This is a genomic window from Embleya sp. NPDC005575, assembly GCF_040605455.1.
GTDB lineage: Bacteria > Actinomycetota > Actinomycetes > Streptomycetales > Streptomycetaceae > Embleya.
The window spans coordinates 103,471-118,478 of the sequence record NZ_JBEXCV010000002.1 but is presented as its reverse complement, the minus strand read 5'-3'; the positions used below and the strand labels follow the sequence as shown (position 1 = coordinate 118,478).

Here is a 15,008-nt window from a genome sequence, read left to right as displayed (position 1 = left end):
CGCGGGTGCCTTCTCGCGCGTCCGCGGGAGTTCGGAGGACCCGCCCGATTCCGAGGGCGCCGGACGGGTCGGCCGAGCAGGCCGGGCGATCGCCTGTCGATGCGGCGGCGGGTGTCTCCTCGCGAGTCCGACGGGAGTTCGAGGACCCGCCTAATCTGGACGCATGCGAGCCGAAGCGGGGGAGCGCGGGGAGCGGGTGGAGCAGCCGGCGACCACGCGGGCACGGGTCGTCGGCGTGGACGTCGCCCGTGCGCTCGCCGTCCTGGGCATGTTCGCCTCGCACGTCGGCCCCGACCCCTACGACGGCGGCGTGGACACACTCGTTCAAGGCGCGTCCGGCCGCGCCTCCGCGTTGTTCGCGTTCCTGGCCGGCGTCTCGCTGGTCCTGATGTCCGGCCGGGCACCGCTGCGCGGCTGGAATCGACACACTTCGGCCGCGATCACCCGGGTGTTGATCAGGGCCGTGCTGCTGATCCCGCTAGGCCTGTGGCTGGCCGACCTGGACACCGGCGTGCTGGTCATCCTCGCCTTCTACGGCCTCTACTTCCTGCTCGCCTGGCCCGCGCTGTGGCTGGACACGCGCGCGCTCGTGCTGCTCGCGGCGGGCTGGGCACTCCTGGGGCCGATCGCCTCGTACCTGCTGCGCACGAGCGGCGACACCGGCGACATCCGCTACGCCGCACCCGGATTCGACGACTGGCACGGCCCGGGCGACCTGTTCGAGACGCTGTCCCTGACCGGCAGCTACCCGGCGATCACCTGGCTGCCGTTCGTCTTCGCCGGCATGGCGATCGGTCGGCTACGACTGACCGACCTGCGGGTACAGCGCGCGTTCGTCGGGATCGGCACCGGGCTGGCCGTGCTCGGATACGGCGGATCCTGGCTCGTGGTCGAGCTGTTCACCGGCGATCGACTCGCCCGCGACGCGGAGCCGTACGGCGTGTCCGACCTGATCCACAGCCGGGTCGGCTCGGTCCCGGTGTCCGATCCCGCATGGCTGACCGTCGCCGAGGGCCACACCGGCACGTCGTTCGAGATCGTCGGCGCGATCGGGGTCGCCCTGGGCCTGCTCGGCCTGACCCTGCTGGCCTGCCGCGCCTGGATCGGCCGGATCGTGCTCGACCCGCTGATCTCCGTCGGCGCGATGGCGCTCACCGTGTACACCGCCCACCTGATCGCGATCGACCGCTGGTTCCCGCTCGCGGCCGGACAGACCTGGAAGCGGCTGATCGGCTTCACAGTCGTCGCGCTGCTGCTGTGCTGGACCTGGCGGCACACGCTGCGCAAGGGGCCGATGGAGGCGGCCCTGCACGTGCTCTCCGCGTTCCCCGCACGCTGGGTGCGCGGAGTGGACCGGCCGGACGGCTCGACCCGGCCGCAGGGGGGTGGGCCGGCCGCGGCCGGATCGGTGGTCCACGGGTCGGATCGGCAGTCCTCGCAATAGTGGTCCTCGGATCGGCAGTCCTCGGATCGGTGGTCCTCGGGAGCCCCGAGGGGCGGGTCGGTGGTCTCCGGGGCGGATCGGTGGCCCCGGTGCGGCCCTGTGTCGGATCGGCAGCGCCCGAATCAGATCAGGAGCCCCTGGGTCCTCGCGCGGGCGAGCCACCCCGGGTACTCGTTCGTCATCATGTCGTAGAGCTGTCCGTCCGGGACGTTCGCCGGATCCTGGACCGAGAAGAAGTCGGCGTTGTCGACGTAACGGCCGGTCAGGTCGTCCAACTCCGCCAGGAACGAGAAGCCGCCCCGTCGGCCGAGGCCCATGAACTGCCAGAAGATCGGCTCGAAGCTGGAGTGGGTCATCTGCTCACGGGTCGCATCGCGCGAGGTGGTCTGGCCGTCGGTGATGAACATGACGTAGACGGGCAGGTCGTTCGCGAGCGGCTGGTGACGCGGCCCGCTGCTGCCGAAGTAGTGCTCGCGGACCAGCCGCATGGCGCCGGCGTAGTCCGTCGAGCCCTCCAGACCGGGGTTCTTGCGGATCCGCTCGGCCCAGCCGTGGTACTCGCCCAGCCCGAGTTGGCCGACCGCGTGGCTGCGGGAGCCGAACAGGAACACGTCCACGGCCGCGTTGTCGTCGAAGCGCAGGCCGAGCGAGAGCACCCGCTCCGCGAGCGCCTGCACCTTGCCCTGCTTGAACAGCGACTGCATCGAGTACGAGATGTCCAGGCACAGGGCGACCCGCGCGGTGTGCTCGCCGAGGCCACGCTTCTCCAGGCTCAGGGCGGCCTGCTTGGTCAGGTTGAGCAGCTGCGGGTGGCCCTCCTGGGCGAGCCGCTTCTCCATGTTGACCAGGTTCTGCTTCTTCAGGCTGACCGCGGGGGCCGAGGGCGGCGGCGTACTCGGCCTGGCGGGGGCCGGGGGCGCGCTCGGGGTGGGCGAGAGGCTCGGCGCGGTCGGTGCGGATGCCGCGCTCGGGGCATCGTCGGTGGCGACCTCGATGCCGAAGTCGGTGGCCAGGCCGGTCAGCCCGGACGCGTACCCCTGGCCGACCGCGCGGAACTTCCAGACCCCGCCCCGCAGGTAGAACTCGCCGAACAGGAACGCCGTCTCGGTGGAGGCCTCGTCGATGTCGAACTCGGCGATCGGACCGCCCTGCGCGGACACCACGTGCAGCGCCAGGCCCGGTACCTGCCCGAACGTGCCACCGTCGGCGGACGCGCCGATCACCACCCGCTCGACGTCCGCCGGCATCGCGGCCAGGTCCACCCGGATCGTGTCGGTGACGATGCCGTCGGCGGCGGGCCGCTTGCCCTCGTGTCGGACCGCGCCCACGGCGTCCGAGGGCTGGTTGTAGAAGACGAAATCCGCCTCCGCGCGCACCTTCCCGGCGGCATTCAGCAGCAGCGCCGAGGCGTCCACGTCGGGAGCTCCCGCCGCGCGCCAGGTCAGGACCGCCCGAAGCTCGGCAGTCGGTACCGGAGTGTTCCCGCCCTTGCTTATCTTCGCCATGGCGCCCATCTTGCCCCCCACACGCAACGAAGGAGGGCCCACAGCCGACCCAATCCCCGAGACGTCACACGGAACCGACGACTGCTTCGGCGCGGGTAGGGGGCGGGGGCGGGTGAGCGCGCGTGCGTGGGCGGGCGGGATGCGCGGTGGGGGTTGTTGCTTGGGCGCGGCGCTGCGCTCTTACCCCTCCCTGGTGCGGGCGGGATGAGGCCGGGATCGCGAGGGGTGGTCAATCGGCGGGACTCGTGATCCGGGTCCGTGATCGGGCGGAACGCCGCGCCGGAACCGACAGCCGCCGGACCACCCTGCTTGCGCCTGCGACCCCGCTTGTGTCGGCGCTCGCGCCCGCGCCTGCCAGGGCTCCTGCGCCCGCGTCGACGCCCGGGGCCGCGCCGGCGACTGCGCCCGGGACCGGGACCATCCTCGCGCCTGCGCCTGCGGCCGGGACCCCTTTCGCGTCTGCGCCGGCGACCGCCGCTGTGCGGGTGGTCGTGCCTGCACCGGTGGCCCGCTGCCCACCCCGCCGACGATCGCGCCCGCGACGGCGAGACACGTACTGCCGGTGAGCGCCGCGACGGTGAAGCCGCCGACCATCAGGAGCAGCCCGGTCCGGGCCTGCCGCTCGCGTCCCGTGCCGCCTGCCGCGCAGGTGATGGCCGCACCCGCGAGCGCGGAGCCGAGCAGTACGGCGGTACCGATCGCGCCGGCGGCGGTGCCGGACAGCCCCAGACCGGTGCGGACGGCGTCGAGGAAGGCCGGCAACAGGTTGGCCGTCAGATAGCCGGCCGAGGCCAGGATCGAGATGGCCGCGACGGCGCTGCCGGACCGTCCCGCGCGGGCGCGCGCGGGCGGGGTGAATACGGACACGGGTGGAGCTCTTTTCCCGAACGGGCCGGTGGCGGCAGGCCGAGATGCCGCCACAGGGCGGACCGGCGAGCGCGGCGAGGCAGGGGAGCGCGGCCGGCCGAGGGCCCGTCGTGGGGACGAGCGGGCGATCCGACGTGGCGGGACGCTCTACGTGAGCGCGGACATGCGTAAGGGAGGACGCACGGGCCGCGCGAGGGGCGACCGGCGGCGCGGGGCACGGTCGCGAGGGCCGCGTGAGGCGGCCGAGACAGGGGCGGGGCGTTACACGGGCGTCCTGGCAGGAAGGTGGGGCGAGGGAGGGTCTGCGAGGCCCCGGTGAGGTCGGCATCGAACGACTCGCCCGGGTGCGCGAGCCCGTACGCGGTGACGCGGCCGGTTCGGCGGGATCAGCGTGGCACCCCGCGCGGCGCGATGTCCAGGTTTGTTGGTTTGGAATCTGTCACAGGCGGGTAGGCGCGCGGGACACCCGTGTCGAAGCGCCTCGACGTTACGCCGATCACGACCCGGACATCGGGTGCGCAGGGTGCGGTGCGAAGCGGTCGGACCCGGCCGTTTTGCAGCAGGACTCGATCTCGCGCCGATCCTGTGTTAGTCTGAAGCCTGTTGCAGTTGTGGTTCGCATCATCTTCTGAGTGCGCCTGTAGAGCTGTTCACTACAGGTGCATTTTGCATTTCGGTAGCTTCCGAAATGAGGGCGAAAAACGCGGCGACGCCCGGATTCACGAAGTGTGGATTCGTTCATCGGCCCACATGTAGGGAGAAAAATATGGCTACCGGAACCGTGAAGTGGTTCAACTCGGAAAAGGGCTTCGGCTTCATCGCGCAGGACGGTGGCGGCGACGACGTCTTCGCCCACTTCTCCGCGATTCAGGGCAACGGCTACCGTGAGCTCGTCGAGGGCGAAGCCGTCGAATTCGACGTCGTGCAGGGCCAGAAGGGCCTCCAGGCGGAGAACATCAACCGCCTCTGATCCTCACCGATCAGCACGACCGAGGGCCGGTGCCGCACTTCGTGTGCGGCGCCGGCCCTCGGCGTTTTCCTCGACGGTTCCTCGGTATTCACCGGGATGGACGACGGCCTCCCGGGACGGGTGCCTCTCGGGGTGGCGCCCATCGGGGCGGTTGACCCTTCGAGACGGGCTGCCCCTCGGCCGGACGGGTCGCGTCCGCGTCAGGGCGGATCGCGCCGCCCGGGGCCGGATCGGCCCCGGGGTGCCCACCGCACCGGCAGGCCGCCTCCAAGTCAGGCGGTCTTCGCCAGGCCCACTGGACCATCGGCACCCAGTGCCGCCAGTTCCTCCTCGACCCGACGTGCGTGTGCCTCCTCGTCCTCCCGTGCCTTGCGCGGACTCCAGCGGCCGGCCATTACGAACACGCATGGGATGAACAGCGCCTGACACGCCAGGGTCAGCCACCACCAGCGCATCCACTCGTCGCTCGCGCGGTCCTTCGCCTTCTGGACGTCCTCGCCGTGGTCGATCAGGATTCCCAGCGACTTCTGCTTCTGCTCGACCAGATTCAGCTTGGCGAGGTCGCCGCCGGCCAGCTGCAATGCCTTGATCTGCAATTCGATCGGGATCGACGCGCGGTCCGGGAACTTGGACATCTGGATGAACAGCTCCGGATCCTTTTGCACCAACTCCAGCGCGGGACCGGCGTCCGCCTGCGCCGCGACCACCTCTTCGCCGTGGTTCACCAGCGGCGTCGCCGACGTGACGATCAGGGGCGTGAACACCGCCGACACCGACACCACGATCCGGATGATCCAGCCCCACACCGCCAGACCCGTCGCAGTGGCCGCCGGGTTGTGCTTCTCGACGGTCTCGGTGTACCCGGCCATCCACGGCGCGTAGGTCAGCCCGCTGCACACGCCGATGCCGACCAGGAGCCACGCGAACGTGTAGTAGTCCGTGTCCGGCTTGTCCGTGGTCAGCGCGAACAGGAACGTGAAGACCACCGTGCCCACGCCGCCCACGATCATGAACGGCTTGCGGACCCGGGTCAGGTCGGACGCGATGCCGACCACGACGAGCGCGATCGCGTTGGCGCCCCAGTACCAGTTGGCGAGCGCGTTCGTCCGCTGCTCGGAGTACCCGTAGACGGTCGAGTAGTAGACGACCAGGTTGCCGACGACCGTGTAGTAGAACATCAGGTGCAGGCTGATCCCGAGCGCGGGCGCGAGGATGTCCAGCCGCATCATCTGCCGCCAGTGGTTCTTCTGCGCGGCCTCCACGTCCAGGCCGCGGGCCCTGGCCTCGATCAGTGCCTTGTCCCGCAGCGAGACCATGAGCTGATCGCGCAGCGCCGGGGACAACTCGCGCAGCCCGAACAACGCGATCACGAACACGACCAGGCCGGCGATGCCCGCGTACCGGAACTCGTCCTGCCAACTGCTGGTGTCCAGCGTGTTGCTGCTGACCGAGGTGACCACCAGGCTGCCGATGATCGGCCCCAGTGTCCAAAAGCCCATCGCGCCCGCTCGACTCACCTGCGGCGAGAAGTCGCGGATCAGCGCGGGCGTGGCGACCAGGGCCATGCCCTCGACGATGTTCACCAGGGCCATGAAGAACATGAACCAGCCCTTGCTCTGCGCGTTGGGCAACGCGAACAGCACGAGCACACCGGTCAACGCCAAGCCGTACACGACCAGGTTGGCCCGACCCCACCGATCGGCGAGGCCGGCCAATAGTGAGGCGAACGCGCCGACCGCGTTGCCGACGACCGAGATCATCGTCGCGTACATGAACGTCATGCCGTATTCGTGCATCAGCAGCGTGGAGACCGCGTACTGGATGTACAGCTCGTAGTAGAGAATCACCGAGCCGATGACCACGATGGACAGGTAGAAGATCCGCGGGCCGTTGGCCGGGTAACGGTCCAACTGGCGGTGCCACAGGCCCCGGAGCAGTGCGGGCAGCGGGCCGGGAGGTGCCGACGGCGGGGGTTCGGGATCGCTCGCGGCCGGTGGGCCCGATGGGGACGTGGGGGAAGACATGCGGCCTCCTCGACCAGCTGGGTCTATCGAGGTACGGGGGTGCTGGGGGAAATGCGGCCGTGCGAATACGTCGGACCAGGGGGAAGGGACGGCCCCCTGGGCCAACGCGTGGAGTGACCTTAGTACCGGCCGGTAGCGCGCTACCAGAGCGAACGCCAAGAAATGGAACGGGTTGCGATTTTGATCGCGGGCAACGGCCGTACCTGGGGCGACGCGGCGGGTCGAATGCGCGGGCAGGCGGCGGCAGTTCCGAGGGGTGGGGGTTCGCGGGGGCGGGGCGGCTTGCGAGTCGGGGTGGGCGCCGGCGGGGTGCGTGGGGCCGGTGGGGCGCGGGGATCGGCGGACCCGGCAGCCCGCCGGGACTCGGGGGTTTGGCGAACGTGAGTTGGCGGATGGGCACTTCGGGATGCGGTTGCGGGATGTCGGTGAAGTGGTGCAGGACGCCGGTACCGGACGCCGGTATCGGATGCTGTTGCCAGGGTGACGTGGATGACGTGGATGACGTGGATGACGTGGGTGATGTGGGTGACGTGGGTGGTCTTGGAAGTCTTGGCGACCTCGGTGACCTCGGTGACCTCGGTGAGGCGGGTGGCGAGGCCGGCGGGCGCGACAGGTAGGGGTGGTCGGGTCTTGCGCGGGCACTTTGGGCGGGCGCGCGGAAGCCGCGCACGGCTTCGAGGGCGGGGCCGACGGCGCGTACCGGGCGGCCGCCCGGTACGGGACCGCATGAACGCCGGGCGCTCGCTCAGGCCTTCGCGTGTCGGCGGCGGACGGGGGCGCCTCGGACCTGGGTCGGCCGGCGGTCGGGATCCGGGTCGGAAGGGGCCTGGGCGAGTGGGTCGGACCGGGCTTCGGGCCGTGGGCGGGGGTCCGCCGCAGTCGGGTCGAGGATGAACCGCATCCGGGTCAGGTGCGCCCGGGCGGTTTCCAGGCCACGATTCGCCGGGCCCGGAACACGTTCGCGCATCGCCACGACGGCGGGCCCGAGCCGCACCGACTCCTGGGCGTCCGGCACCCGCAGCCACACCTTGAGCGCGTTGTCCGCGGCGGCGATCGTACTCGGGTGTTGCGGGCCGACCGCCTCCGCGCCGCGCTCGGCGACCTGACAGTAGATCAGTACCGCGTCCGCGACCCGACCCAGTCCTGCGCTCACGAACGCCAGCATGGCCTGGGCGTCCAGCGTGCCGGGATGGGCCGGACCGACCAACCGCTCCATGTGCATGCTGAGTTCGGCGGCCTTCTGCCACGCCTCCATGCCGCGCCCGGTGTCCGCCGCGTGGCGGATGGCGGCCAATTCGTTCCAGTACGTGGGCAGTACGTCCGCCGGCCGGATCAACGCGCCCGCCGCCGACGCACCCTGCGACAGCGCCCGTCGGGCGGGAGTGGGCGCAACGGCTCGGCCGCGTAACGGCATCGACATCGGCCGGCCCGGTCCGATCCCTCGGTTCGGCGCGAGCGCCGGCGGCAGTTGGGTCGGACTCGTGCTCGGCGGACGACGCGCGGGGGTCGGGGTCAGCGCACTGGCGTCGGTCGCCTGGATTCGCACGGTTATCCGAGGCGGCGGCGGGGGCGGCGGCTCGGGATGCGGGCGCGGCGCGGAGCCTGCGGCCGCACGGCGGTTCGGCTTGGTGCCGGTCGTCGTGCGGGGCGTGGGGCGAGTCGCGGCGCCTGCGGGGCTGTTCACGGAGTCGGGTGCGGCGCTGTTGGCGGTGCGCGCCGCGGAGCCGCTCGCCGAGTTGTGTCCCGGTTCGTTCGTGCGGCGGTCGGTCGGGCCGGGGAACTCCGGTTCACGGTCGAGCAGCCCGGACTTGGTGGGCGGGCGCGCCTTGCCGCGAGCGGCCTGGCCGGCGGCGCCACGACCGGTCGCGGACGGCGTGCCCTCCTTGCCGGCGGGTTGGACCGGCGGGCGGCTGCCCGGCTTGGCGGCGCCGGCTCGGAGGGCGTCGCGCAGGCTGGTACCGGGTACCTCGGGCTCGTCGTCCGGCCCGGAGGTGAGTACGGATCGGACCAGCCCCAGGGCGCGCCGGCCGACCCCGGATTCGTCGCGGGGGCGGGTGGTCGGCTCCGCTTCGGGTTCGGCGCGTGGGTCGGTGGACGCCGGCCGCCGCTCGGCGGGCTCGCGATCGACTCCGCCGCCGACCACACCGGAGCCACGCAGACCGGAACGCTGCGCCGGGGTCATGCCGTTGGGCGGCACGGCGGACAGCGCCGAGATCCCGGTCCCGGCGGCGCCGTTGCCACGCGGCGTGACCGCCTTGAGCCTGCGAACGGCCGTACGCAGGGTCGGCGGACGCGCCTCGGGAGAGCAGTTGGCCAGCGCCAGCGAGCCGGCAGATGGCGCGAACTCGACCGTGTCCTGGACCAGTCGGGCCCGCTCGGCGAGCAGCGGGTGGATCTCCTCGGCCGGTACCGGGTCCGGAAGTTCGGGAAAGCCCTGAGCGAGCGCGGCCGCCAGCGCCCGGGTGAACGGATGCGGCGGACCCTTGACGTCCGGCGGATTCAACACGCCCCACAGCGGGATGCCCTGGCACAACTCGTGCGCCCGTTCGCGGGCCACCTCCCAGGATTCCCGCCCCGCCGTCAGATCGCAGATCACCAGGGTGTTCTCGGCCGGCCGAGGACCCAACAGCTCGACCACCCAGGACCACGGAAGCCCGTCGTAGCGCACCGAGCCGGGCGTCGAATCACGCAGGCCCAGGTGCAGTTCGCGGCGTCGACGATCGAACAGGAGGCGCCCGGTCAGATAGACGATCACCGGTCCGTCCACCGCGCCGGCGGCCTGAAGGTAGGCCCGTACCGCATGCGGCTGCACCGCGTCCGGCAACTGGACCACGTCGGCGGCTGCGTCGGGAAAGAGCTGATGAGGTGTCAGGGCCGACATCGCGACCAGATTGCTCCCGCCGTCCGACCGTCGCCCTCGCCCGGATCTACCACCCTCCACAAGCAGCAACTGCCCGCGTTCCGACGGGACTCGGATGACCCGCCCACCACGTTCGGTCATGTGTACCTCCCCGGCCGAGCCCATTTGGGTGGACCACCACGCATCTGAAGGTTAGGGGTATTGACCGGCCATGGTCGACATATCGGACCGGTTGGCCGGTTGGCTGCCGGTTGGCCCGATGGGCACAGGGGCTCACGAGGGGCGCGCGGTAGCGCGGGCGGGTGAGGGTGTGCGCGGGGGTGCGGCGGGGGCGGGCGGGGTTGGGGGGCCGAGGGTGGGGTCGGTGTGAGGTTGGGGTGGTTCGGCTTGGGGGCGGGGTGGCGAGGTTGGCGTGGGGCGCGGGGCGTGGGCTGATATGGCGGGCGGGGGATTCGGGGACGTTGGGGCGGGGCGGGGATACGAGAGAGAGGTGCGTTCCGGGAGCGGTGCTCTCGTTTGTGTTCGGTGGTCGCGCTTCGAGACTGTGGTGTGCGAGCGGTGCTCTCGTTTAGAGGTGGGTGGGGAATCGGGAGTGGTGGTCTCGTTTGGGTGGAGTCGGACGAGATCAGTGCTCTCGTTTGGGTGCAGTGCTCTGGGGTCTGGCACACTAACCGGATGACCGGAGCCACGCGTACGGCGCGCGATCGTGCCAGAGCCGAACTTGCCCACGAAATCAAGGCGGCCGCGCGCCGTCACCTCGCCGCCCAGGGCGCTCAACAGTTGTCGCTGCGCGCCGTCGCCCGCGAGCTCGGCATGGCCTCGTCCGCGCTGTACCGGTACTTCCCGAGCCGAGACGACCTCCTGACCGCGCTGATCGTCGACGCGTACAACGCGGTGGGCGAGCGGGTCGAGCACGCCGTCGAGGCCGCGGCCCCCGCCGAGCACCCGCGCGCAGCCTGGCGCGGACTGTGTGAGGCGGTCCGCAGCTGGGCGCGCGAGCATCCGCACGAGTACGCGCTCATCTACGGCTCCCCGGTCCCGGGCTACCAGGCGCCGGAGCACACCTTGGCTCCGTTCGCGCGCGTCCCGTTCGCGCTCCTGCGCATCCTGCGGGACTCGGGTCAGGACTTCGCCCGACCCTCCGGCGCATCCGCCCTCCCCGGCCCACTCGCCGCGCAGCTCCAAGCGGTGGTGGAAGCGGGCGGGTTGGACGTGCCGCCGCCGGCCCTGGCCCGGGCCCTGTTCGCCTGGACCGGCGCGTTCGGCATCGTCAGCTTCGAACTGTTCGGCCAACTCGCAGGCAGCGTCGACCCCGCCGATCAGTTCTTCGCGTACGCGGTCGAGCGGCACGCCGACCTGCTCGGACTGGCCTGATCCCGATGGGCCGACTCTCCCGCGTGCAGGTCCTGGACGCCGCGCTGGCGCTTGCCGATCGGGACGGCACAGGCAAGCTGTCGATGCGTCGGATCGGCGCCGAGCTCGGCGTCGAGGCGATGACCCTGTACCACTACGTGCCGAACAAGGACGCCGTCCTGGACGGCCTGGTCGAGCGGATCGTCGCGAGCGTGTCGCCGGAGCCGGTCGGACCGCGTACGGAGTGGCTCGCCGCATTCGCCCACGCCTTCCGCGCCGAACTGCTGCGCCACCCGGCGGTCGTCCCGCTCGTGGCCACCCGTCCGGTCGCCACGCCGAACGCCCTGGCCGCCGTCGAACGTGCCGCCGCGGCCTTGGTGGGCGAGGGCTTCGCGCCGCTCCGTGCCTTCCAACTGCTCAACGCGGTCACCACGTTCGTGATCGGGCACACGTTGGCGGAGCTGGATCCCGCCGACTCACCACCACGGACCACGACGCAGGACGCCGCCGAACTCCCCTGTCTGGCGGAGGCATTGGCAGCCGGTCTGGGTACGCAAGCCGACCACGACGAACGTTTCGCGCTGGCTGTCGCGGCGCTGCTGGCAGGTATCGCGTAGACGCCTCAGGGTCGGCCGACCCACGACCGATTGCTTTCGGGCCCACTGCCTCGCCGAGCCGGGCCGGGCAGAATCCTCCCGGCGCGCCGGGCTGGGCAGATTCCTGCCGGGCCGCGCCGTGCCTGGCCGGGCCGGGCCGTACTACGCCTGCACCAGCACCACGGCCGTGCGGTACTACGCCTGCACCAGCACCACGGCCGTGCCGTACGCGCAGATCTCCGTTCCGTTGCCCGCGTCGGTGACGTCGTACCGCATCGCCAGGATCGCGTTGGCTCCCCGGCCGCGCGCCTGTTCCACGAGTCGGTCGGCGGCCTCCGTACGGCTTTGTACCAGGGTCTTGGTCAGGCCGCGCAGTTCGCCGCCGACCATCGACTTGAGGCCCGCGCCGAGTTGGCTGCCGATGTTGCGGGAGCGCACGGTGAGGCCGAACACCTCGCCGATCACCCGCTGTACCCGATAGCCCGGCACGTCGTTGGTGGTGACCACGAGTACGTCCGGGTTGTCGGGCGCCCCGCCGTACGCATCGAGATCGCTCATGTCGGCCTCCGAAATCTGGGAACGGGGAATCGGGCATCGAGGGACGGGAATCCGTCGTGTCTTGGCAACCTTGCCTCGTACAGGTGGCCGCGGCGGAGCCGTTCCACACGTATGTCACCGGTTCGGCGGATGGGCAGGACCCACGGCCCACGGCTCGCGCGGCGTCCATCGGTCCGTCGCGCGGGCTCCGATTCGGGGGTATACACGTGAGTTCGCACATCCTGCATGTCGGCGTCGACTGCGCCGACCGTACGTGCCGGCCTCGCCGATCGGCGCATCCCGGACGGGACCGGGTGGGCCTATCGACCGACCCGGACGGCAACGAGGTTTGTGTCGTGCGCAGCGCGGCGGAGTGCGGGAAGTGAGGGCGCAGAGCGGCGTGCGGGGTGATGCCTTGACGATCCTTACGCTGTAAGACAAGCTGACGTCACGCCGCACTTACGGTGTAAGTCAAACAGCTGAAGGGGACGGGGAACATGCTGATCGGGGCGATGGTACGGCGGCTCAACGACGGTGTGGACTACGCGACCTTCCGCGACGCGTGGCTCCCGGACGAGCAGTTCGCGGGCGATCCGAGGCGGGTGCTCAGCGCGATCGATCTGGCCGACCCGCAACAGCTCATGACGGTGGCCTTGATCGACGCGAGCCCCGAGCAGATCCCCGAGTGGCTCGATCGGATCGGGGCGAGCGAGCGGCGTCGCGCCGAGCGGATCAAGGGCCTGGTGGGCCCGTGGCAGCTCAACAGCGCGTACCGGATCGTCGCCGACGACGATTTCGCACTGCCGATCAGGCGCTGAGGGCGATGGCGCGATCCGGGTCAGCGTCGGCCCGGTCCGGCCCCACGCGGCCCCGTGCACAGCCCGTGCTCAGCCGAAAACCTTTGTCTCGAACCGCCGTTCCACTGCTAGCGTCGCAGCGTGGCGAAATTGAACCAGATCATCGCGGTGGAGAAGGGCGTCAAGACCAAGTCCTTCCAGGAGTTGACGGACGCCCACCAGCGGGTCCAGAAGGGCGCGTTGCTGTCCGGCATCTCGCGCACCTACCAGCCCAAGGACGAGGAGGGCGAGCAACTGCCGCCCGAATCGACCCGAGTTCAGGTCAAGGGCGAGGAGGTGCTGCGCTCCGTCACAGGCACGCTCACCCGCCTCTTCGACGTGACCGCGACCAAGGACTGGGCCAACTGCGAGGCCCGCGCCGACGTGGTCGTCGACGGGACGCCGTTGCTGCGCGACGTGCCGGTGTCCTACCTGCTCTTCCTGGAGAAGCAGTTGGTCGACGTGCACACCTTCGTGCGCAAGCTGCCGGTCCTGGACGCCGCCGAGACCTGGACCCTCGACCCCTCCACCGACTCCTGGCGGACCGAGCCGGTGCGTACCGTGCGGACCAAGAAGGTGCCGCGCAACCACGTCAAGGCCGAGGCGACCGAACACCACCCGGCCCAGGTGGAGATGTACTTCGAGGACATCGCCGCCGGCTACTGGACCACGGTCAAGTTCTCCGGCGCGCTACCGGCCCGCCGGGTGAACGAACTCATCGACCGGGTCGAGAAGTTGCAGCGCGCGGTGAAGTTCGCCCGCGAGGAGGCCAACGGCGCGGACGTGACGGATCGTCTGATCGGTGACGCCGTCTTCGGCTACCTGCTCGGCAACGGCCACGGCGGGTAGCATTCGAGAATCCCCCGACCGGAGGGTCGGGGGTGCGCGAGGAGCGCAAGCTGAAACTGAAGCTTGTCGTGACGAACGCGGGTAACGGTGGGGGTTCGAATCCTCCTCCCGGCACCACGAGCCGGGATGGCCCAATACGGCAGAGGCAGCCCGCGATCAATCTCAGACTCTTGCTCCAGACTCAGCATCGCCACCCATCGCCGGATCGACCGGACGGGGCTCCAGTCGTCGGTTGCTGGTTCGACTCCAGCCCGGGCCGCTCGTGGCCTGGTAGTTCAATGGTAGAACGCGACGACTTTCAAGACGACCCTGGTCCTTAAATGTGCCGGCGTGCCCGATCGGGTGGCACAGCGGGCCTCCGCGGGCAGGCTAGACCCGCGGAGGCCTACCAATTCCGGGTATCGAGCCGAATCAATCCACGGTTGCCAACTCGCGCCAACGGAACAGGACGTCCGGGTCCCCTTCGAGTAGGCAGCCGGTGGTGTCGGCCCGATTCCACAGGAGCAGGTACAGGTTCTCGGCGGGGCCCGAGACGGTGAGGTCGGCGGGACCGGCACCCGACTCCACCTGCCGACCGTCGGTGGCGATCCGCATGGTCCACGCGGCGGCGTTGTCGTTCGGGACGATCGCGATGCTCAACGGCGGGTCGGCAACGAGGTTGCGCCCGGGCCGGGACAGGAAGCCGGTCAGCAACTCGTCGATCCCATCCGCGGCGAAGTCCGCAGGTACGGCGGACGATAGGCCGGCTGCGAGTTCGACATCGACGCGGTGTACGGCGGTCTCGTGCGCTTGGCGCCGGGCCCAGAAGGCGATCGTGGACGGTGCCTCGAAGAAGGTCCATGCCCGGGTGTCCGGGGCGGCCGTGGTGAGGGTCTTCAGCAGGTCCGCGTGTGTGGTCCGGTACCACTCGAGCAGTTCGTCGTCGCCCGGGGCCTGAAAGAGGGCAGCCGTATCCTCTCGGCTCGGGCGCGTGATGCTGCCCGATCGCACGACGAACGCGGCCCAACGATGCACGCCGCCCAGGTGCGCGAGCAGGTCCCGGATCCGCCAATCGGGGCAACTCGGCACGGGCGCGTCCAAGCCGGTGCGCTCGGTCGTACGGGCGAGCAACTCGCCGTCGGCGCGCAGGAGGTCGAGGTGAGCGGCAATGTCCATCCGTCCACGCTC

Annotated in this window: 12 protein-coding genes; 6 read left to right on the top strand and 6 right to left on the bottom strand. The window is 70.7% G+C overall.

From position 1 onward, the window contains the following. Positions 1 to 163: 163 nt before the first annotated feature. Entirely contained in the window at positions 164 to 1,444 is a 1,281-nt protein-coding gene (locus ABZS54_RS01165; RefSeq protein ID WP_355529271.1) for a DUF418 domain-containing protein, read from the top strand. A gap of 122 nt (positions 1,445 to 1,566) precedes the next feature. On the opposite strand, the gene ABZS54_RS01160 is transcribed toward ABZS54_RS01165, so the two are convergent. Continuing rightward, positions 1,567 to 2,949 (bottom strand): VWA domain-containing protein, encoded by a 1,383-nt coding sequence (locus ABZS54_RS01160; RefSeq protein WP_355529268.1) that lies wholly within the window; start codon positions 2,947 to 2,949, stop codon positions 1,567 to 1,569. 180 nt (positions 2,950 to 3,129) lie between these two features. Continuing rightward, positions 3,130 to 3,816 carry a hypothetical protein gene (locus ABZS54_RS01155; protein WP_355529265.1) on the bottom strand — a complete coding sequence of 229 codons (687 nt, stop codon included), beginning with the start codon at positions 3,814 to 3,816 and terminating at the stop codon, positions 3,130 to 3,132. Between the two features lie 766 nt (positions 3,817 to 4,582). On the opposite strand from ABZS54_RS01155, the gene ABZS54_RS01150 reads away from it, so the two are divergent. After that, positions 4,583 to 4,786: a cold-shock protein gene (locus ABZS54_RS01150; protein ID WP_020555278.1), complete on the top strand. Its 204-nt coding sequence runs from the start codon at positions 4,583 to 4,585 to the stop codon at positions 4,784 to 4,786. 272 nt (positions 4,787 to 5,058) lie between these two features. Here ABZS54_RS01150 and ABZS54_RS01145 read toward each other — a convergent pair whose 3' ends face one another. After that, positions 5,059 to 6,810 carry an MFS transporter gene (locus tag ABZS54_RS01145; protein WP_355529262.1) on the bottom strand — a complete coding sequence of 584 codons (1,752 nt, stop codon included), beginning with the start codon at positions 6,808 to 6,810 and terminating at the stop codon, positions 5,059 to 5,061. 745 nt (positions 6,811 to 7,555) lie between these two features. Further along, positions 7,556 to 9,691, bottom strand: a complete 2,136-nt coding sequence (locus ABZS54_RS01140) for a hypothetical protein (protein WP_355529259.1) — start codon at positions 9,689 to 9,691, stop codon at positions 7,556 to 7,558. 654 nt (positions 9,692 to 10,345) lie between these two features. On the opposite strand from ABZS54_RS01140, the gene ABZS54_RS01135 reads away from it, so the two are divergent. Together ABZS54_RS01135 and ABZS54_RS01130 are read left to right on the top strand one after the other, a co-directional pair. Then, positions 10,346 to 11,044, top strand: a complete 699-nt coding sequence (locus tag ABZS54_RS01135; protein ID WP_355529256.1) for a TetR/AcrR family transcriptional regulator — start codon at positions 10,346 to 10,348, stop codon at positions 11,042 to 11,044. A gap of 5 nt (positions 11,045 to 11,049) precedes the next feature. Further along, positions 11,050 to 11,640 (top strand): TetR/AcrR family transcriptional regulator C-terminal domain-containing protein, encoded by a 591-nt coding sequence (locus ABZS54_RS01130; RefSeq protein ID WP_355529253.1) that lies wholly within the window; start codon positions 11,050 to 11,052, stop codon positions 11,638 to 11,640. 174 nt (positions 11,641 to 11,814) lie between these two features. Here the strand turns inward: ABZS54_RS01130 and ABZS54_RS01125 are convergent, their stop codons facing one another. Continuing rightward, complete coding sequence (locus ABZS54_RS01125; protein WP_355529250.1) at positions 11,815 to 12,177, bottom strand: YbjQ family protein; 363 nt, start codon at positions 12,175 to 12,177, stop codon at positions 11,815 to 11,817. 476 nt (positions 12,178 to 12,653) lie between these two features. Here ABZS54_RS01125 and ABZS54_RS01120 point away from each other — a divergent pair, with 476 nt between their 5' ends. Continuing rightward, positions 12,654 to 12,974 (top strand): hypothetical protein, encoded by a 321-nt coding sequence (locus tag ABZS54_RS01120; protein ID WP_355529247.1) that lies wholly within the window; start codon positions 12,654 to 12,656, stop codon positions 12,972 to 12,974. Between the two features lie 120 nt (positions 12,975 to 13,094). Continuing rightward, complete coding sequence (locus ABZS54_RS01115; RefSeq protein ID WP_355529244.1) at positions 13,095 to 13,841, top strand: hypothetical protein; 747 nt, start codon at positions 13,095 to 13,097, stop codon at positions 13,839 to 13,841. A 411-nt stretch (positions 13,842 to 14,252) separates the two neighbouring features. On the opposite strand, the gene ABZS54_RS01110 is transcribed toward ABZS54_RS01115, so the two are convergent. Beyond that, the gene (locus ABZS54_RS01110; RefSeq protein WP_355529241.1) at positions 14,253 to 14,996 is read right to left on the bottom strand and encodes a maleylpyruvate isomerase family mycothiol-dependent enzyme; all 744 of its coding nucleotides are present in this window, start codon (positions 14,994 to 14,996) and stop codon (positions 14,253 to 14,255) included. Between the last annotated feature and the right edge of the window lie 12 nt (positions 14,997 to 15,008).